The organism is Arthrobacter globiformis NBRC 12137 (assembly GCF_000238915.1).
GTDB lineage: Bacteria > Actinomycetota > Actinomycetes > Actinomycetales > Micrococcaceae > Arthrobacter > Arthrobacter globiformis.
This window is the reverse complement of record NZ_BAEG01000080.1, coordinates 1-18,873: the sequence shown is the minus strand read 5'-3', so window position 1 is coordinate 18,873 and position 18,873 is coordinate 1. Positions and strand designations below refer to the sequence as shown.

Genomic DNA, 18,873 nt, shown 5'->3' with positions numbered 1-18,873 from the left:
ATTGGATTTACGCCCCGTTGCCATGTTAGCTTCATGCCTGTGAATGGGGACACGCGGTCGATAGCCGCCAATTTAATGTCATGGGCTCGCGGCGCGGATGCACCAAATGCGGGCTCGAAGGTCTTGGTGCTGGAAGATGCGTCATTGGTTTCCGACCTGGCGGGCCACGAATTTTTGACGGAAGCGGCGGCGTGCTTCGTGCCGTCCGTCGATCAGACTCTGCCCGTAAGCTGTGGCGGCACGGTATTCTCCTATGTCGGTGATTTCCGAGACCCGGACGCGGATATTCAGGTCGGTGAGGACTTCTACGCCCAGCAGCAGTCGTACGCCCTTTCTGAGTTTGTTCCTGTCGGCGGCCCGACCATCCTGCGAGCGTGCAGCGACGTCGACCTCGCAGCGTTTTACCGTGATGCGGATGCGGCCCGGTCGGCTGGGAAGTTTCCTGCCGCTCTGCTTCACCCACAGTCCCTTCTCGGTGACATACCGTCCCTAGGTTTCCTTCCCGGCACGGCCGAGGTGACTCACGTATATGTCGCCGGCTCCGGGGAAGTGTTCACCTCTCCATCGGGCATTCCCCTTGGTGTGCTGGACGACACTCATCTGAGCTGGTCCCGGAGGTGGGTCTCCGGGTTGGATGAGGTCGGGCTACGGCCGGAAGTCGCCGGCCGTCCATGGATCAGCCACTACATGCTGGCGGCGGACGCCCTCCGACATGCGGCTGTCCGGGGGCTCCAGGGTATGCGGGTGTCAGGTTTCGGCGGACATCTGGTACCGGCCTTGGACGGGATCGAAGACCGTGTACCGGGATCGTCGTCGGTGCTCCTCTTCAACAGCAGCGTTGCCCACCTGCATGACGGTGCCACGTCAAGGACTTACAGGCTAGGCTCGGACGCCGCCAAGTTTGTTGACGTCATGCTGGTCGTCGGATCGGACGCACCTGAAGCGGCCCGGATTCTGGGCTGCCCGGAAACGTTGGCTGAGGCTTCCATCCGTCAGATCCAGAATTCGTTCAGCGCCAAAGGCATCCGGTTCGGTTCCGTCCAGGGGGCGGCCCACTAATGGTACCGCTGCTGGAAGACATCAACGGCCGGGCAGCTGCCATCCTCGGCGATCTCGCCGACGTTGTTGTCCACGACATCTACGATCCTCTCGGCGCAAGGCTGTATGACGCCGTCGCGCTTCAGGACAGCCACGAACTGCGGGAAATGATCGCGATTGCCCGCCGGACCACGGGGCCGATCCTGGAGTTGGCGTGCGGAGCCGGGCGCTTCACGCTGCCGCTCCTTGCACTCGGCAGGGAAGTGACGGCAGTTGATCTTTCGCCATCAATGTTGGCCATATTGTCCGACCGGATGGACTCGGGCTATGCGCACTTGTGGAGGAACCTGACGCTGGTTGAAGCTGACATCTGCGATTTCAACCCGGAGCAGAAGTTCAGCACGGTCATCTTCGGTTGTGTGACGGTGTCGCTCCTGGACGCAGGCGCCCGCAGGCGGCTGTTCCAGAACATGACGTCGGTCCTGGCACCGGAAGGACGCTTCTTCCTCTCCACCACCGTTACAGAGGGTGATGCTAGCCTCAACACCCCCGGGACCCCCATCGAGAACGTGCAGCTGGTCAAGGATTCGGCAGGAACGCGTTATTGCCTGCATGAGTACATCGTGGCCGACAGGAGTGTCCGCGAAATCACCCTCATCCCGGAGGACACCTACACCAGCGGGCCGGTGGACGTTTTTACCACCGCGGTCCGGGTCCTGCCTCCTGATCAGCTGGTCACGGAGCTGCAAGAAAACGGATTGGCAGTCCTTAACACCCATCCCGTTAGAACGCCCGGATCGGCGCACGAGATCGTCATTCTGGAAGTGGGGCTCCATGCCTAGCGCTGTCTGGCCGTCACTACAGCCTCTAATGGAAACGAATGTGGCTTCAGCCGGGGTGGTGTCGGCGTCGGGCCACAAGATCAGGTTCGGGAACGGCGATGAAGTCCTCTGCGCAACCAGCGGCCTGTGGAACGTAAACCTGGGCTACGGCAATGAAAACATTGCCGACGCCGTCCATACGGCGCTGCTTGACTGCTCGTACTCCACCCTGTTCCGGCAATGGAACGCGGCCGCGGAGGAGGCAGCGGTCGCACTGTTGAACGCCGCAGGGCAGGACCGCTTCTCTCGCGTGATCTACTCCACTTCAGGAAGCGCGGCCAATGACCTGGTCATGAAACTGGCCAGGCAGACCCAAGACCTGAGGGGGTTTCCCCAGAAGCAACTGGTTGTGGCGTTGCGGGGCAGCTATCACGGCCTGACCTACGGCAGTTTCTCGCTCACCGGCGAAGACCTGGGGCAGCGACTCTACGGCGTCGATCAAAAACTCATTCGCCACATCAGTCATGATTCCCCCGAGGAACTCTCGTCCCTGATGTCGCTGCAGGGCAACCGTACCGCCGCGGTTGTGGTTGAACCTGTCCTGGGCACCGGCGCCTATCCGGTGCCGGACGATTTCCTCCAAGCACTGTTTGCCTTAAGGGAAAAGTACGGCTTCCTCATCGTGGCAGACGAGGTAGCCACTGGTTTTGGCAGGACCGGGCCGATGTTCGCCTCCGAGGCGTGGCCTCAGGGACCGGACGTCCTGATCACCTCAAAAGGCCTCACCAACGGCGCTTGCGCAGCGGCGGCCGTCCTGACGTCACAGGACATCGCCGGGCTTTTCGTGACATCGGGAAGTGTCTTCACCCACGGTGAGACCCAGGCCGGAACGCCGGCCACAGCCGCCGCGATCCTTGCCACCTTGTCGGAGTTCGAACGCCTCGGCGCCCTTACCAATGGCGCGGGAGTGTCACGGCAGCTCGACACCGCTATCCAGGAGCTGATGGCCAGCAACCCGGCCGTCACGGCACACCGCGGCCGAGGATGTTTCAGGGCGCTGGAGGTGACCGGACTAGACGGTTCCCCAGTGGCCGGGGCCCAAATTGCATCACTTCTCGGGAACATACAACGGGCCGGTGCCCGCGTGTACCCAGGGCCCCGGGGCATCCAGCTGATTCCGTCCCTCACCTACTCCCAGCAGGAGGTCAGGGAACTCTTCGCGTCGATCACCGCGGGCCTTGCGGACTTCGGTTCATCAGGGGAGAGCGAATGAATAACACAGTGCGCACGGTCTTCCGTGGGCCTTCGGTTTTCACGTCCACGCCGGATTTCATCAACTGGTTAACCGGTGCGGTCCGGACATGTCCGGATCTGCCCGTCCTGACGGTCATCGATCCAGCAATCCCCCCGACCCCAGGTGGCAAGCAGTTGCTGCAGCAGCTGCAGGGCGTAGCGGACCTGTTGTGTGTTGAACCTGCAGCCGACGAAGCCGCTCTGCTGCATACAGCGGAAAGGGCCCCGTGGGCGCAGGTAGTCCTGGGCGTAGGGGGCGGCTCCGCGATGGACACTGCCAAGCTCCTGCCAGCGTTCTGGCACCCGGGGCACCGGATGGCCATAACGTCCAGGTCCCGAGCCGGTCATGTCATACTCCCGGACGGACTGCCGGCCGGTCACGTCCTCGGACTTGTACCCACGACTGTGGGCACCGGATCAGAGTCCTCAATGAACGCCTGCCTCACCCAAGGCATACGCAAGCGGCTCATTTCAGGTTCAGGGCTCCGCGCAGACGCCGTGCTCCTGGACTCTGCCCTTACCGCGACGCTGCCCAGCCGACTGCTCCTGACCGGGGCACTGGAGGCGATTTTCCGGCTGTCGACCCCGTTCGTCATGACCGCTACGCCGCGGCGTTCCGCCGACACCTTCGCTCTGGCCTCGATCCGCGCCCTAGTCGACGCCGGTAACGAGGCCCGTAGTTTGGGACTGGCAACCGACCCCGAACGGTCCGGCCAGCTGCGCCGGGACATTGCCGAACTCAGTTCGTTCTCCCAGTCCGGGTGGAGCAGCCTGGGCCGCAATTCGTACGGCACACTCCCCTGGATCATCGCAACCGAGCTGTCCATGGCCACTGGAGTATCAAAGATGGAAGCGGTGGCGGCGATACTCCCGGCCTACTGGCGCCGGATCGAATCCGGAGATGCGCGGTTCGGATCCCCGGCCCGCCTCAGGGACGTCGGCCAGGCACTCGCAGGCGCTGCCCGGACACCTGTTGCGTCCCCGGTCGCAGCCCTCGAACATGTCCTGTCGCACTGGGGGCTGACCCGGCCCCTGTCGTTGCAGGAACCTGACATTCATCGCATCGCACAACAGACTTCGCGCGCCTGGGGAGGTGGCCTTCCAATGCTGCAGGGCCTGACCTCCACCGATGTCGCGGCCTTCCTCAGGGAAGCCGCCGGCGCGCACACGATGGGGGGACGTGCAACCGGTGCGGCCTAGAGGACCATTCGAAAGGGGGGAAACATGAACACGGAGATGACTAACTTGCCGCTGGATCTGGATGTCGCAGAGCTGGAAGCGATGGAAGCACCCGATTTCTGGGGCGGATTCGTCGTAGGCGTCGGTGCTGGCATCGCAGCACTCGGCACCGCAGCAGCCATCGTTGCACTGACCTAAACACTGCAAGAACAACAGAAACGGATGTCGAACATGCTTGAACTGATGGATGCTTCGGCCGCTCCCCTGGACCTCGCGATCGACGAGCTGGAACAGCTCGAAGCTCCCGGGTTCTGGGACACGGCGGCCGGCTTCGGCGCAGGAGTCCTCGTCGGCGCCGCATTGGTTGGCGGCGGCGTGCTGATCTTGACCTGATCTGACGCGGCAACAGGCGACGTGGAGCGGATGACATAGTCTGCTCCACGTCGTCTGCACCACCATGCTGCGAACCTAAGCGGCCATGCCAACCCCGGTTTGGAAGCGTTGCGCCGTCGCAGCGGTCAGCAAAACCAATGATTACGCAAGGAAAGCCTCACATCCGTGGTTAAAATTCTAGAATTTGATAACTTCTCCAAGACGTTCAACGGGCGGGAAGTGGTCAAGAACCTCAGCTTCAGCGTCCAACAGGGCCGCATTGTGGGCCTGCTGGGCAAGAACGGAGCCGGGAAATCAACATCCCTTCGGGGAGCGCTGGGGCTCATCCGGCCAACCTCGGGCCACGCAAGGATCCTGGGAGGCTCCTTCGCCGAACTGGGAATCCAGGCCAGGCGGGTCGGCGTCAGCATCGAGGGGGTAGGCCATACACCTGATGCCACAGTCGCCAGGGACCTCAGGGTCTGCACCCAGCTCCTGGGTCTGCCGGCATCCCGCCGTGACGAAGTCCTCGACCTGACCGGCCTCGACCATGCCCGGAATCTTCCCGTCAAGAAACTTTCCACCGGTATGCGTCAGCGGCATTCTCTCGCAGTCGCCATGCTTGCCAACCCCGACGTGCTGATTCTCGACGAACCAACCAATGGACTGGACCCGGAGGGTATTCACTGGCTGCGGACTTTCCTGCGCATGCGGGCTAACGAGGGAAGCACTGTTCTCCTGTCGAGCCACATGCTCGCAGAAGTGGAACAGACCGTGGACGACGTCGTCATCCTTCAACAAACGCTGCGCTATTCCGGGTCCCTGCACGACCTGACCGCCGGCGGCCGGCGACGTCTCGAGGAATGTTTCTTCGAGCTGGTTCCCCCCACTGACTCTTCACTCCCGGAAGCGGCAAAAAATGCTTAACGGAATCGCATCCGAAATGACCAAACTGCGCACCGGCCACACCTTCCTGGCCTTCATGATCGCGGGCACAGTTTTCGTCGTCGTCGCCAGCTGGGGCATTCTCACCTCTGCCCATGAGGCGGCAGCCGGAACTGCCCTCGATGCGGTCTGGGCCACGACCGAAGTAATCCGTGGATGGTTTGCACTGTCCCTGGTAATAGCCATGTTCGGCGCATACTTCGTGGCGCGCGACTTCGCCCAGGGCACGGCGGCTCGCTCAATCGTCATGGGCGGCGGCCGGCGGGCCTACGTCATCAGCAAGCTCGCCTCGGGTGCGGTCATCGGCGCCATCGGCGCCGGAATCGGAGCCGCTCTTTCCCTGCCGTCAGCCTGGCTGCTCCTCCTCACCGAAAGTTTGAGCCCGTCGGTGGACCACACAGGGTGGATGGTCCTTCTCGGCTGCGCAGTAGTCAACTTCGCCGCAGGCATCTGGGGCGTCTGTCTTGGCCTATTAGTCCGGAACACCATCGCCAGCCTCGTCACAGTCTTCGGTCTCTGCCTGGTTGTAGAGCCGGGCGTTCAGGCGATCGCACCGGCAGCCGGTCGGCTCCTGATGACCAACGCCATGGGATCCCTGTACCTGGATCCCCGCTCAGGACTGCTCGAGGTCCCGCAGGCCAGCATCGCAGTGCTCGGATGGCTTCTCGTTCTAGGCATCGGCGGGTATCTGGTCACCCTGAAGAAGGACCTGACGTAGGTTGGCAACGACCCAACCGCCGGCTCCGTCCGCTTCCCAGGTTCCGCGGTTGCGAGGTGACCTGGAAGTAGAGCCGTCAGGAGAGGATTGGACTGTATCCGACGCGGAGGGACGGATTTTCAGAGTGTCCGCGGACATTGCCGCGCTTCTGAGGTCCATAGACGGAGTCCGGACCTGCCAGGAGCTGGCAGGGCACCTGCTGAGGCAGACAGGGCGGCAATGGACGCCCCCGGCCGTGGCCCAGGCCCTGGAAACGTTCTCCGCCAAAAGGTGGCTAGATGAAGGCAGGCAACAAGCAGGGAAACCACGGCGGATCCGCTTTGTCCCACCCTTGACGCTGCAGATAGGGATCTTCAGCCCCGCGCCTTTCCTCAATCGCATCAAGCCAGCACTCGACCGGCTGATCGCGACCCGGATGGTAGCGATTTACATTCTGATTATCTGCGCGGGCGGAGTAGTCCTGGCCGCCTCCTCACGGGACGTCTGGCACGCGCTGACCGCACCGCTGCCCCTATCCACCTACCTTGCGGTCGTAGTGGCGATGATGCTCTCCACGATGCTGCACGAGATGGGACACGGAGCAACCCTCACAGCGTTTGGCGGCAAACCCCGCCAAATCGGGTTCATGCTCTTCTACCTCACCCCTGCGTTCTTCTGTGATGTCTCGGACGGCTGGCGGCTGGATTCGAAGTGGAAACGGGTGTCAGTCGCATTGGCAGGCATTGTCACCCAGGGTGTCCTTGCCGGAACTTCCAGTCTTCTTTCCCTTGCCGCGGGCACACCTGATATTAAATCCGGACTCCTCGTATACGCGGTCCTCGGATACACGTCCGGGATCATCAACCTCATTCCCTTCGTCAAGCTGGACGGTTACCTGGCCCTGATGTCATACGTGAACATCAGTCACCTGCGTGACAAATCACTGCGGGATGCCCGCCGAATGATCTCCCGTGGGATGTTCGGCCACGCCACCCCCTTTGAACTGCCGCCGCTGCGGCGATTCAAGGTTTTCGGGGTGCTGTGCATGCTGTTCCCGGCCTATCTGATCATCACGGCCTTGTCGCTCTGGCTCGATGTGATTGCGAAGTTCGGTGGCTGGGGAGCGGTGATTGCCCTTCTTGTCGTGACACTCGTCCTGGGACGGGTAGTTGCCGGCTACCTCAACATCGTCAAAGAAGGCTGGGACCGGCGGCGATCCAAACTGCGAATCCTGGCTGTGACTGCCCTGCTGACAGCGGCGACCGCGGTCTCTGCCGCGTACGTGCAGATCCCGGCCACCGTTGAGGCCGGCTTCGTCAACGATTCCACAGGACCCGGAATTGTCTTCGAACAAGGAGACACGGTGCCAGCACTCCGCGTCGGACAGGCTGTTGAGATCTATGGGTCCGGCCTGATCGGCATCCGGCCTCTCGGCACCCTCAGGGTGGAAAGCGGGCAAGCAGACACAAGATGGGTACCTCTAGATGCAATTGCACCTGTCACCATCGACGGCGCCCGGCTGAACGCAGTGGTGATCCCTCTGGAACGCCAAGACGCCAGTTTGCTCCCCTCATCCGGAACAGCACGCGTCCACCTTGGACACAAGAACGCCTACCAATGGTTCCATGACAAATACATCCAGCCAGTCATAGCCGCCGCCGGTGTGCTTGAAGGGGCGACGGCGGACCAACCCTGAGTTTCGCCTGCAAGCCCGCCGTCCTGCTCCAATCAGCCCGGCCACTTCACATGGAGTGGAGCCGGCCAGCCATCCCGGTTAAGCCCGCGAAATCCACCCCGGCAAGGTCTCGCCAGCAACCGGCCCCGCGAGTAGCTTTGTGCCATGACTGAAGACTTCGACCTTTACGCGGAGGAATCGCAGGAAATCGCGAACGATCCGCGCCGAATCGGGTACTGGTTCTTCAGGGCGCTCCATGACAGGGCAAAGAACCTCGACGACCTGCATCTGATCGTCACCCCGGAGTCCCGCCCCACGTGGGGATCCTTCGAAATCGCCGCCGCGCTGCTGGACTCCATCGAGGACCCCGGCATGCTCCAGGAAGCCGTCTACGCCGAGGGGGACCTCGATGTCTGCTACATGCGTGTCATCCGGGAAGCCAAGGAGCACACGTTCATCACTCCGGCCACACTGCTGGACGATCCGCTGCTGATCACGCTCGTGTGGCGGCCGGACCATGGCCGGTGGATGGTTCATGGCTTCGGCGACAAGGTGCACCCGGACACAGTGCCCCGCGGCGTTTAGCCGAAAGTCGCACCGCTTGCCCTCATGTCGTACCCCAGGCGTACTGGCGATAGGATGCCGAAAGCTCTACGACAAGCAAGGGATGCTGAATGCGGATCGTCACCTGAACTGTTCGATGGCCTTCTATAAGAAGCGCCACCTGCTTGATGCCCTGCTACCGGACGTCGCCGTTATCCAGGAAGTCTCAAAAAGGACATTGAAGGCGGGGAATATCCCTTCGCGGCATGGGTGGGCTCCAACCCCCGCAAGGGCCTTGGGGTAATCGGATTCCGCCCTGCCAGCTATAGAGTGACCGAGCCAAGCGACCCCGCACTGCCCTGGCATATCCCTTTCAGCATCGATGGATTGGACGTCGTTGCCCTCTGGGCGCACCAGCTGACGACGGACCTTCGGTACGTCCGGATAAGCCACGAAATCGTCGGCAGACACGCAGGGTTCCTCGGCTCTGACCGCGGTCTGATCATCGGTGACTTCAACAGCAACACCGTCTGGGACCACCATCATCCGGGCAGGAACCATTCAATGCTTGTCGACAAGCTGCGCGGGCTGGGCCTGGACAGCGTCTTTCACCGCCAGGAGCGGATCGCTCATGGCAACGAACAAGTCAAAACGTACTTCCACCAACGGAACCCGCAATCCGGGCACCACATCGACTATGCGTTTCTTTCTTCTAGGGTCGACGCCAAGGTGGCGGTCGGTGAGCCGGATGTCTGGCTGCCGCACAGCGACCACATGCCTTTGATCCTTGAGATCGGTTAGCCCAAGACCTGCCACCTCACGGCTTTTCCGCCGGCTCCGCCGCGGGATCGTCGTCGACCCACTCGAGCAGGTCACCCGCCTGGCAGCCCAGGACCCGGCACATCGCGTCCAGGGTGCTGAAGCGGACCGCCTTGGCCCGGCCGTTCTTCAGCACCGCCACGTTGGCCGGGGTGATCCCGACGCGCTCGGCGAACTCCCCCACGCTCATCTTGCGCTTGGCCAGCTCGACGTCGATGCGCACCACAATTGCCATCAGATCACCCCTTCCATGTCCGTCCGCAGTGACGTCGCCTGCCGCAGCAGATCCCGCATCACCACGATCAGCAGAACCAGCACCGCACCGATCAGCGTGACGCCGATCAGCACCGCAGGCATTCCGGGATCACGCAGTTCGGGGGTGAAATAGATGTACGCGACGAGGGAAGCGGCCATGGCCGCCAGCAGCAGCCACGCCCCGACGAACGCCCACATGATCACGTCCACCCACCGCAGCGAGGCCGCGGTGAAGATCCGGTCACTCTGGACCAGGGTCAGGAGCCGCCAGATGCACACGATCACAACCTGGAGGCACAGGGCTTCCAGTTCCCAGAACAGCAGCATCGGCCACCGCCAGGGATCCATCCCCGGCCCCTCCTCGGTGGTGAAGAGAAACTCGCCCGGAAACGACATGACCTGGGCCACCAGCAGCCCGAGGAACACCATGACCAGCAGGACCCTGAGCGGGAGGACCAATCGACTAACGATAGACATGGCTACATACTCTTGGCTTTTCTATCGAAAGTCAATATGAGATGGTAGCTCCCGCCGTCGGCCCGGGTGGACAGGAGGACGCGAGGTCACATGCGGTTTGAACCCCGGACATACAAAAGGCAAGGAGAACTGATCTCCCTGCCACTTTCAGGATATCGCCCGCCGGGGGGCTTGCCGCAAGGCCCCTCCCCTCGTCCAGAATGGTTGGCCGCGCCTAGTTTTGGATTGGGGTTTCACATGTTCGACGTGATCATTAGCGGTGGCGGGCCCACGGGGATGATGCTGGCCAGCGAGTTGCGGCTGCACGGGGTGGACGTGCTCGTCCTGGAGAAGGATGCAGAGCCGAGCAACGCGGTCCGCTCGCTCGGCCTGCACCCGCGCAGCATCGAGATCATGGACCAGCGCGGGCTGCTGGACCGGTTCCTCGCACTCGGGCAGCAGTATCCCGGCGTCGGCCGCTTCGCCGGGATCGAGAAACCGCAGCCGGTGGACCTGGACACCGCACACGCCTACATTCTCGGCATCCCGCAGCCGGTCACCGACCGCCTGCTGGCGGAGCACGCCGTCGAGCTCGGTGCGCAGGTCCGCCGCGGCTGCGCGGTGACGGGCTTCGAGCAGGACGACGACGGAGTCAGCGTCGAGCTCGACGACGGCACCCGGCTCAGCGCGCGGTGGCTGGTCGGCTGCGACGGCGGACGCAGCCTGGTGCGCCGGCGGCTCGGCATCGGCTTCCCCGGCGACCCCGCCACGAACGAATGGATCCACAGCGAGATGGAGGTGACCACGCCGCCGGACGAGCTGGCCGAGGTGGTGGAGGAGGTCCGCAAGACCCACAGGGGGTTCGGCGTCGGCCCGGCCGGGAACGGGCTGTACCGGGCCGTGGTGCCCGCGGCGACTGTCGCCGAGGACCGCGCGGTCCCGCCGACTTTGGAAGAGCTAAAGACCCAGCTGCGTGCCTTCGCCGGTACCGACTTCGGCGTCCATTCACCGCGCTGGATAACCCGCTTCACGGACGCCACCCGGCTGGCCGAGCAGTACCGCGCGGGCCGGGTGTTCCTCGCCGGTGACGCGGCGCACGTCCATCCGCCGCTGGGCGGGCAGGGCCTGAACCTCGGCATCCAGGACTCCTTCAACCTCGGCTGGAAGCTCGCCGCCGAGGTCAACGGCTGGGCGCCGCAAGGCCTGCTGGACACGTACTTTGCCGAGCGCCACCCGGTCGCCGAAGGTGTCCTGACCATTACCCGCGCCCAGAGCGAACTGATCTCACCCGAGCCCGGCCCGCAGGCCGTGCGCCGCCTGCTGGCCGAGCTGATGGACTTCGACGACGTCAGCCGGTTCCTGGCCGAGCGGATCAGCTCGATCGGGGTCCGGTATGACTTCGGCGAGGGGCCCGAACTGCTCGGCCGGCGGCTGCGCGACCTCCCTCTGTCACGGGGCCGTCTCTACGAGCTCACCCGCGAAGGCCGCGGGCTCCTGCTGGACCAGACCGGCGGACTCTCCGTGGCGGGATGGACGGACCGGATCGACCACGTCGCAGACTCCAGTGGGGAACTCGACGTGCCCGCGGTCCTGCTCCGGCCGGACGGCCACGTCGCCTGGATCGGCGAAGACCAGGACGACCTCCGCCGCCACCTGCCGCGATGGTTCGGGGCCGCCGCCGCCAAGGAGCAGCGCCCGGTCCAGTAGTTCCGCTTAGGAGGCAGCGCCCAGGGTGATGTCTGCGGTCTGTTCCTCGCCGTCGCGCTGGAAGGTGATCTTCACGGTGGCTCCGGCGGCCTGCTCGCGCGCGGCGGCCGTCAGTTCGGAGGCGTCGGTCACGGTCCGGCCGGCCAGGCCGGTGACCACGTCGCCGGCCTTCAGCCCGGCCTTGTCCGCGGCGGATCCGGAGGTCACCGAGGCCACTTCCGCGCCGGCCGTGAAGTCCGACGACGACCCTGACGTTTTGTCCTGAACGGACAGTCCCAGCTGGCCATGGGTCGCCGTGCCCGTGGAGATGATCTCCTCCGCCACCCGCTTCGCCTGGTTGATCGGGATGGAGAAGCCGACGCCGATGTTGCCGCTCTGTGTCGACGAGGACGACGACGATCCCGCGGACGCGATGGCCACGTTGACGCCGATGATCTCACCCTGGGCGTTGACCAGCGCGCCGCCGGAGTTGCCGGGGTTGATGGCCGCGTCCGTCTGGATGACGTTGATGCTGATGGAGTCCTGGGCGGAGGCCGCAACACCGGACTGGGATCGGAACGGATTCTGCGAAGAGCCCTCCTCCGAGGATCCGTCGGACGTGGCTGAGGACTCGGTCTCGATGGTGCGGTTCACGGCGGAGACGATGCCGTCGGTGACGGTGCCGCTCAGTCCCAAAGGCGCGCCGATCGCGATGGCTTTGTCCCCCACGTTGACCGCGCCGGAGTCACCGAGGGTAGCCGGAGTCAGTCCCTCGGCGTCGATCTTGATGACGGCCAGGTCTGAGAGCGGGTCGGTGCCCACAATGGTGGCCTTGTAGACCTGCCCGTCGATGGTGCGGACCTCGACGGCGGCATCCTCGGCTGCCCCGTCCAGCGTGACCACGTGGGTGTTGGTCAGGATGTGGCCCTCGGTATCCAGGATGATGCCGGAACCGGTGCCGCCGGAACTCCCGGAGCTGACACTGATGGTCACCACACTGGGCGAGGCCTTCTGCGCGGCGGCCGTAACGGCGTTGACGCTCTCCGTGTTGTTGACGATGACCGGGCTGATCGCGGCCTGGGCCGTGGTGGTGCTCTGCGCGGGCGCGTCAGTCCACAGGGCCGCAGCCCCGGTGGCCGCCCCGCCGCCCAGTAATCCCGCTGCCACGAGGCATGTGACGAAGACGGCCGGGCCTACCCGCTTCCTGTCCCGCTTCCTGTCCCGCGGCCGGGCCGGCGGGACCGGGGGCACACCGCCGAAAGCCGGCGGGACGGCCGCCGGCGGAACGGTCGGCACGGGGCCAGTCCCCTGCGGAACATCGGTGTGCGGGACAGGGGCGTGGCTGGTCTCCGTGTACATGGGTGGCTCCTCAGGCGGTACGCTCCGACGGTTCCCGGAGCTTTCCTCCTAATCCTGTCCACCGGGGCTTTGGTCCCTCTGTCCCGGTGCTGTGCGGAGCCTGTGAAGGCAAACGTCAGGCGGTCGCCACCGGCAGGTCGACGGCGTGCGAGTACTGTGACCAGCCGCCCACGAAAAGCCTGCCGCGGCCCAGTCCCAGATGCTCCAGCACCAGCAGGTTGTGGCAGGCCGTCACACCGGAACCGCAGTAGCTTACCGTCCGGTGCGCAGATTCGACGCCCGCGCGCTGGAAGTTCCCCAGCAGCTGCGCCTCGGACAGCAGCTGGCCAGCCGGGTCAAGGTTCCTGCGGCATGGCACGTTCTTTGCTCCGGGGATGTGGCCCGGCCGCGGGTCCACCGGATCGTGCTGGCCACGGTACCGGTCGCGGTTGCGGGCGTCGACCACCTGAAACTCGGGGCTGGTGGCGTCAGTGATGTCCGCCAGCAGGTGCTCCGGCCAGGGCCGCTTCGTGAAGGTGGAGGGGGCCGGGGCCACGGCTTCCGTTTCCAGCGGACCGTCAAACGATCCGATGCCTCCGTCCAGAACGGCTGCGTGGCGGCCGGTGGCCCTGAGCATCCACACCAGGCGGGCAGCGATGACTCCGCCGGCGTCGTCGTAGGCCACCACCACATCCGAGTCCCCGATGCCGCACTCCCGCATGCCCTCGGCGAACACTGCAGGATCGGGCAGCGGGTTCCGTCCCGCCTCCTGCGACGCCGGCCCGGACAGCCAGCGGTCGAGGTCCACGAACACGGCACCGGGAAGATGGCCCCGGTCATAGGCGTCCCGGCCGGAGGCGCCGTCGAGATACCAGCGCGTATCCGCCAGCACAATCCGCCGCCGCTGCCCGGCACACCATGCGAGATCGACGAACGGCGGAATCAGGCGGTTCTCTTCCATGGGCCCAGCCTAGGTCTCTATCTTGTATTTCGAGACAGCAGTTTCAGCATATGGACAGCCCGGTGCCCGAATCCGAGTACCCCGTCCAACTACTTGGAGGAAGAGGGCAACAAAGTCGAGTACCTGCCACTGTTGTCCGGCCTCCCGCCCGCCGGGTAGTTTGCCGTGTACTGGTCGTCGAGATGTGGCCACTGTCGCCGAACAGCTCTATCAGCCTGAACCACGAGTTCAGTCACATCGGAGCGCGGAAAAATGAAAAAGTTCTTACAGTTTGGGGTTGTGGGCGGTACCTCGGCATCACTGATATGTGCGTTGGCGGTGGGGGCCGTCCCGGCCCAGGCGGCGACATGCCAGCCAGGAACCCCCGCCCCGGCCAGCAGTTATCCGGGAACAGCGGTGATGGCCAATAATTTCGAATCCGGGAACCTGGACGGGTTCACATCCTCCCTTGGAGGCACCGGAACCGCGGAAATCTCCTCGGACCAGGCCCACTCGGGGACCTGTGCGGTGCACTTGCACGTCACCGCCGACGAGGGCTCGCTCGCCAACCTCTCCACGCCTCTGCCGGCGGGTACGGCGACGGCCTATGCCGACGGGTGGTTCAACATCACCCAGGCCGGCGTACTGGGCAACGATGTCCCGTACCTCCGGTTCTTCTCCGGCGACATCCGGGTGGCCGATGTCTACCGATACAACGACAACGGAGAGCTGTGGCTCCGCACCACCGCACCTGACGGGACCTCTGTCTTTACGCGCCTGATCAGCTCAAGCATCACGCTCAGCGAGTGGCACCACGTGGCCATGCGGACGACGGCGAATGGCGCTGCGTCAACCGTGGAGGTGCGCTTTGACGGCACACTGGTGTACTCCAGCAACCAGATAGCCACCGCCGCCACCACGTTGGACAGGGTCCAGCTCGGTGCCGAGCACAACCGCCAGATGGGCGACAGTTACATTGACGACGTCGTCATCAACGCCGCCCCTCGCGCCGTCTCCACCGCATCCATCCGCAGCGCCGCGGACGTCGTGGCGGTGGGTCCTGACGGCACGCTGTGGAACTACCCGGCCAGCGGCCAAGGCACGCTGCAGACCCGGCAGAAGATCGGCGTCGGCTGGTCCGGGCTGGCCAAGGGGTTCGTGGCGGACTGGAACAGCGACGGCACGTTCGATGTCATCGCCCAGTGGAAGGACGGCCGGCTAAGCGTCTACCCCGGACGACCCACCGGCGGATTCGCAGCGGCCCGGGCTATCGGCACTGGCTGGGGCAGCTACCACGTCACCGTCGGCCGCTGGCGCAATACCGACCAGTACCCTGGCATCCTTGCCTACGACGCCGCCGGGACACTCTGGTACTACGGCAACAGCGCCGGAACATCGCTGGCCCCCCGCATCAAGATTGGGACCGGCTGGGGAGGCCTGTACCTCACCATGACTGACTTCGACCAGGACGGGTCGCAGGACCTCCTGGCCAAACGCAGCGACGGCCGGCTCGTGCTCTTCCGCTCCAACGGAAACGGCGGCTTCGTCGCGGAATCCAGGAGCGCGGTGGGCAGCGGGTGGAACAGCATCAACAGCATCACCGACGTGGCCGGATTCACCACCGGAAGTTCAGGGCTCATGACCCGGCTCACGGACGGCCGCCTCGCGCACTACCCCTTCAGCAGGGGCGCCTGGGGAGCGCGGACCATTGTCGGCGCCGGCTGGAGCACCTACAACATCCTGCGGTAGAACTGCCAGGGGCCCTGGAGACTCTCCTCCAGGGCCCCGGGGGCGCTCCATAAGTTGGCCTGTCCATGCCCGCCAATGTAACGTTTTAGTCACCGGTTGGCCCACTCCTCCGTCGGAACATCCCGAATTCCGTTTCGCGTGGTAGGAGCCAAAGGGCGGTGTCCTTTCCCCGCCTCACGCCGGTGACCAGTTTGGGCAGGACTTGGTTCGCATCGACCTGCCCGTTCCGCACCCCGAAGAGGATTTAGTTCTCATGCGCAGGAAATATCTGCTGTCCGCCGTCACGCTCTCGGTACTGCTTGCCTCCTCGGCATGCGCGGCGGGGTCCCCCGCCCCAGTCGCGTCCTCACAACCCGCACGCCTAACAGGCTCCGGCGCCGGGGATGGCTCCACCAGCCGGCCGGAAATCGGGATATCCCAGTGGAACGCGGCCGAGGCCGCCAGGAAAGCAAAGACCAAGCCGGCCGCAGCAGCCAAAGCTGACCCAGCTGCAAAAACCAAGCCGGCCGCAGCGGCCAAAGCAAAGTCAGCCGAAAAAGCCGCGGCAGCTGCAAAGGCTTCGGCGGCCAACGCGGCAGCAGTGGAAAAAGCAGCAGCCGCCGCAGCTGAGAAAAAGGCTGCGGCCAAGAAAAAAGCCGCAGCCAAGACGAAGGCCGCTGGAGCCGCAGCAAAGACACGGCCGGCAGCAGGCACCCCGAAACGGGTCGTACCGGTGCCTGCTCCCAAGACGGCGCCTGCGCCCGTTCGCCAGGGGTCCGCGGAACAACAGGGGTCCGCGGAACAAATTGTCGGCTCTGCTTGCGGGGCGGCTGACACCTTGGTTGACGCTCTGGAGGGATCAGTGTCGGTGAGCGATCCTGCGCTGCCTAACACCGGTGCCGGAACCGGCACGGACGCTGGCACGATGGGTGAATTCCGCTGTCTTGATTGACACCGGGATCGGCGGCCAGACCACCGAGCCGAGAGCGGACGCCTGCCGGCCCTCCTGGGCGCGGGACGAGTCAGGGCTTCCGCCCCGGCCGAACCTGTAGCGAGGCATCCGGTTCGGCTTCCGCCTCGGTAGCTGCCCTGACTGACGCGGCGAGGGTCGTGTCATTGCGCGAGATAACGTAGTGCACCGCGGCCGCGAGGATGGCTCCGATGAACCACGAGAAGGCCGAGAGAGCGGCAAAGAGCGGGACGAGCGCCACCACCACTGCAGGCGCGGCCGAGACGACGAACGAGATGTCGGCTTTGCGGTTCCAGCCGCCCGTGTACGTGTAATAGCCCTGCTCAATAAAGAGGTCCGGCACCAGCACATGCTGCCTGCGGAGCACGTAGTAGTCCACCATGATGATTCCGAACAGTGGACCGAGCAGCGCACCGAGCCCGCCGAGGAAGAGGTTGATCACTACCGGACTGTTGAACAGGTTCCAGGGTGTAATCACCAGGGCGATCATTGCGGCGATCAGGCCGCCGCGCCTGAAGTCGATCCTCGAGGGCCAGACGTTCGCCAGGTCGTAGGCCGGTGAGACGAAGTTTGCGACGACGTTGATTCCCAGCGTCGCGACGGCGAAGGTCACAGCGCCGAGCAGAAGGGCCCAGATGCTGTCGATCCGCCCCACAATCTCCACGGGGTCGTAGATGTGCTCGCCGTAAACCTTGAATGTTCCGGCTGTGACCACGACGGAGACCACGGAGAAGGCAATGAAGTTCACCGGCAGCCCCCACAGATTCGCCGTGCGCACCGCCCTGCGGGATGGGGCGAAGCGGGAGAAGTCGCAGAAGTTAAGCATCAGGGTGGAGAAGTAGGTCACGGTCAGCGCGACGGCGGCAAAGAAGGCATGCACGCTGCCCCATTGCGCAACTCCTCCCGGCAGGTCCAGGGACACGTTCCAGCCCGCGTTGATCAGGATGTAGATGACCAGAAGGCCCATCACTGCCCAGACGGCCGGGCCGGCCCAGTCCTGGAATCTCCTGATCGTCTCCATGCCGTTGCGGAGCAGCAGAAGCTGAAGCGCCCACATCAGCAGGAAGGCTAGCCAGCCGAGGGTGGATTCACCGAGGAAGTTGTTTTCCGTCAGCCCCTTCAGTTCGGGCCAGATCTTCAGGGCGATGATGATGACGGCGCGGGAGGCGAGCCAGGTCTGGATGCCGTACCAGGCGATGGCCACGAGCGCGCGGATCAGGGCCGGCAGGTTGGCTCCGAACGTTCCGAACGAGACCCGCGCGAGGACCGGGTAGGGGACGCCGGTCTTCTGGCCTGCGTAGCCGGAGAAATTCATCAGGAAAAAGACCAGAATGATCCCCACTACCAGGGCGAGGAAAACCTGCCAGGCCCCGAGGCCCAAGGCGAAAAGGCCGGCCGCGAAGGTGTATCCGCCGAGCGAATGGATGTCGGACATCCACATCGCAAAGAGCGAATAGAAGCCCCACGTGCGGTTCTCGGCCGGCGCGAGGTCTTCGTTGTACAGCCGGGCACTGGCACCGGGGGGAATTGTGTGAGACACCGAATCCTCACTTCCCAACTTCCACATTCTGAAATAGACAATCTGAATGTTCGGCAGAATGGGCATCTGCCAGTGCTAATCTACTCCCTTTTCATTTCCGTGGGCCGGCGAGCTTTTCGGCAAACACTGAGGGCCCCAACTGTTCGTTCGCGCTGCCAGTGGGGCTAGTTCGATCCGCTGCAGGAGCCGGCCCGGGTGGAGAACCGCCCGGGCCACTGCGGTAGGGCCAGCGCGCGCAGGGTCCGCCTTGCTGTCGCCCGGGACCCACGATGGCGGTCTCGGCCGTCCGCCAGGACCCACCCTGACTTCACGAGCCGGCCGCAGCCTTGCGGTAGCCGTCGATCGAAGAGTGTCGCCGCTCCAAGGCGGAGCCCCGTCAGACTTGCAAGGTCGGCTTAGCCTGGCTGCCCCACTTAGACCAGAGCCGTGAATCCGTTCCAGCCTGAACCGACCTTCACCCGCGCAAGCCAACCACCATGGCCATTACCCGGATAAAGCCACAGCGAACCACCGCTGTCCCGAGCCAACACATCCGACTTCCCATCACCATTGAAATCACCCGGCGACACAAGAGCCGT

Annotated in this window: 19 protein-coding genes; 13 read left to right on the top strand and 6 right to left on the bottom strand. The window is 64.3% G+C overall.

What is annotated here, in order from left to right; all coding sequences use genetic code 11:
• Positions 1-39: 39 nt before the first annotated feature.
• From mpaB to ARGLB_RS14835, 11 genes are all read left to right on the top strand, one after another.
• Positions 40-1,059: a daptide biosynthesis RiPP recognition protein gene (mpaB, locus tag ARGLB_RS14875; RefSeq protein WP_139023356.1), complete on the top strand. Its 1,020-nt coding sequence runs from the start codon at positions 40-42 to the stop codon at positions 1,057-1,059.
• Positions 1,059-1,880, top strand: a complete 822-nt coding sequence (gene mpaM, locus ARGLB_RS14870) for a daptide-type RiPP biosynthesis methyltransferase (RefSeq protein WP_003803998.1) — start codon at positions 1,059-1,061, stop codon at positions 1,878-1,880. Before mpaB ends, mpaM begins: the two co-directional genes overlap by 1 nt.
• Positions 1,873-3,132, top strand: coding sequence for a daptide-type RiPP biosynthesis aminotransferase (gene mpaD / locus ARGLB_RS14865; RefSeq protein WP_043419310.1), 1,260 nt, complete (start codon positions 1,873-1,875; stop codon positions 3,130-3,132). The genes mpaM and mpaD overlap by 8 nt, the downstream gene beginning before the upstream one ends.
• A complete protein-coding gene (gene mpaC, locus ARGLB_RS22875) occupies positions 3,129-4,352 on the top strand; it encodes a daptide-type RiPP biosynthesis dehydogenase (protein WP_083839669.1) in 1,224 nt (407 codons plus the stop codon). The genes mpaD and mpaC overlap by 4 nt, the downstream gene beginning before the upstream one ends.
• A 24-nt stretch (positions 4,353-4,376) precedes the next feature.
• Positions 4,377-4,529 (top strand): daptide-type RiPP, encoded by a 153-nt coding sequence (locus tag ARGLB_RS23650; protein ID WP_003803989.1) that lies wholly within the window; start codon positions 4,377-4,379, stop codon positions 4,527-4,529.
• A 33-nt stretch (positions 4,530-4,562) separates the two neighbouring features.
• Complete coding sequence (locus ARGLB_RS23645) at positions 4,563-4,724, top strand: hypothetical protein (protein ID WP_175305001.1); 162 nt, start codon at positions 4,563-4,565, stop codon at positions 4,722-4,724.
• Between the two features lie 165 nt (positions 4,725-4,889).
• Positions 4,890-5,630 carry an ABC transporter ATP-binding protein gene (locus ARGLB_RS14855; RefSeq protein WP_003803985.1) on the top strand — a complete coding sequence of 247 codons (741 nt, stop codon included), beginning with the start codon at positions 4,890-4,892 and terminating at the stop codon, positions 5,628-5,630.
• 16 nt (positions 5,631-5,646) lie between these two features.
• Positions 5,647-6,366: a hypothetical protein gene (locus ARGLB_RS14850; RefSeq protein ID WP_175305002.1), complete on the top strand. Its 720-nt coding sequence runs from the start codon at positions 5,647-5,649 to the stop codon at positions 6,364-6,366.
• A 1-nt stretch (position 6,367) separates the two neighbouring features.
• Entirely contained in the window at positions 6,368-8,041 is a 1,674-nt protein-coding gene (gene mpaP / locus ARGLB_RS14845) for a daptide biosynthesis intramembrane metalloprotease (protein WP_306302358.1), read from the top strand.
• A 144-nt stretch (positions 8,042-8,185) separates the two neighbouring features.
• Complete coding sequence (locus ARGLB_RS14840) at positions 8,186-8,605, top strand: hypothetical protein (RefSeq protein ID WP_003803978.1); 420 nt, start codon at positions 8,186-8,188, stop codon at positions 8,603-8,605.
• Between the two features lie 288 nt (positions 8,606-8,893).
• On the top strand, positions 8,894-9,364 hold the full coding sequence (locus ARGLB_RS14835; RefSeq protein ID WP_139023354.1) for an endonuclease/exonuclease/phosphatase family protein: 471 nt from the start codon (positions 8,894-8,896) through the stop codon (positions 9,362-9,364).
• A 16-nt stretch (positions 9,365-9,380) separates the two neighbouring features.
• Here the strand turns inward: ARGLB_RS14835 and ARGLB_RS14830 are convergent, their stop codons facing one another.
• Complete coding sequence (locus ARGLB_RS14830; RefSeq protein ID WP_003803975.1) at positions 9,381-9,617, bottom strand: helix-turn-helix domain-containing protein; 237 nt, start codon at positions 9,615-9,617, stop codon at positions 9,381-9,383.
• Positions 9,617-10,114 carry a DUF2975 domain-containing protein gene (locus ARGLB_RS14825; protein WP_003803974.1) on the bottom strand — a complete coding sequence of 166 codons (498 nt, stop codon included), beginning with the start codon at positions 10,112-10,114 and terminating at the stop codon, positions 9,617-9,619. Before ARGLB_RS14825 ends, ARGLB_RS14830 begins: the two co-directional genes overlap by 1 nt.
• Positions 10,115-10,351: 237 nt before the next feature.
• On the opposite strand from ARGLB_RS14825, the gene rox reads away from it, so the two are divergent.
• A complete protein-coding gene (gene rox / locus ARGLB_RS14820; RefSeq protein ID WP_003803972.1) occupies positions 10,352-11,800 on the top strand; it encodes a rifampin monooxygenase in 1,449 nt (482 codons plus the stop codon).
• A gap of 6 nt (positions 11,801-11,806) precedes the next feature.
• On the opposite strand, the gene ARGLB_RS14815 is transcribed toward rox, so the two are convergent.
• Entirely contained in the window at positions 11,807-13,138 is a 1,332-nt protein-coding gene (locus tag ARGLB_RS14815) for a S1C family serine protease (protein ID WP_003803970.1), read from the bottom strand.
• A 115-nt stretch (positions 13,139-13,253) separates the two neighbouring features.
• Complete coding sequence (locus tag ARGLB_RS14810) at positions 13,254-14,078, bottom strand: sulfurtransferase (RefSeq protein ID WP_003803968.1); 825 nt, start codon at positions 14,076-14,078, stop codon at positions 13,254-13,256.
• 399 nt (positions 14,079-14,477) lie between these two features.
• On the opposite strand from ARGLB_RS14810, the gene ARGLB_RS23640 reads away from it, so the two are divergent.
• Complete coding sequence (locus tag ARGLB_RS23640) at positions 14,478-15,806, top strand: FG-GAP repeat domain-containing protein (RefSeq protein ID WP_003803966.1); 1,329 nt, start codon at positions 14,478-14,480, stop codon at positions 15,804-15,806.
• 1,001 nt (positions 15,807-16,807) lie between these two features.
• Here the strand turns inward: ARGLB_RS23640 and ARGLB_RS14790 are convergent.
• Both ARGLB_RS14790 and ARGLB_RS23305 read right to left on the bottom strand, forming a co-directional pair.
• Entirely contained in the window at positions 16,808-18,295 is a 1,488-nt protein-coding gene (locus ARGLB_RS14790; protein ID WP_217491551.1) for an NCS1 family nucleobase:cation symporter-1, read from the bottom strand.
• Between the two features lie 413 nt (positions 18,296-18,708).
• Positions 18,709-18,864: an FG-GAP repeat domain-containing protein gene (locus ARGLB_RS23305; protein ID WP_245531547.1), complete on the bottom strand. Its 156-nt coding sequence runs from the start codon at positions 18,862-18,864 to the stop codon at positions 18,709-18,711.
• Positions 18,865-18,873 lie beyond the last annotated feature (9 nt).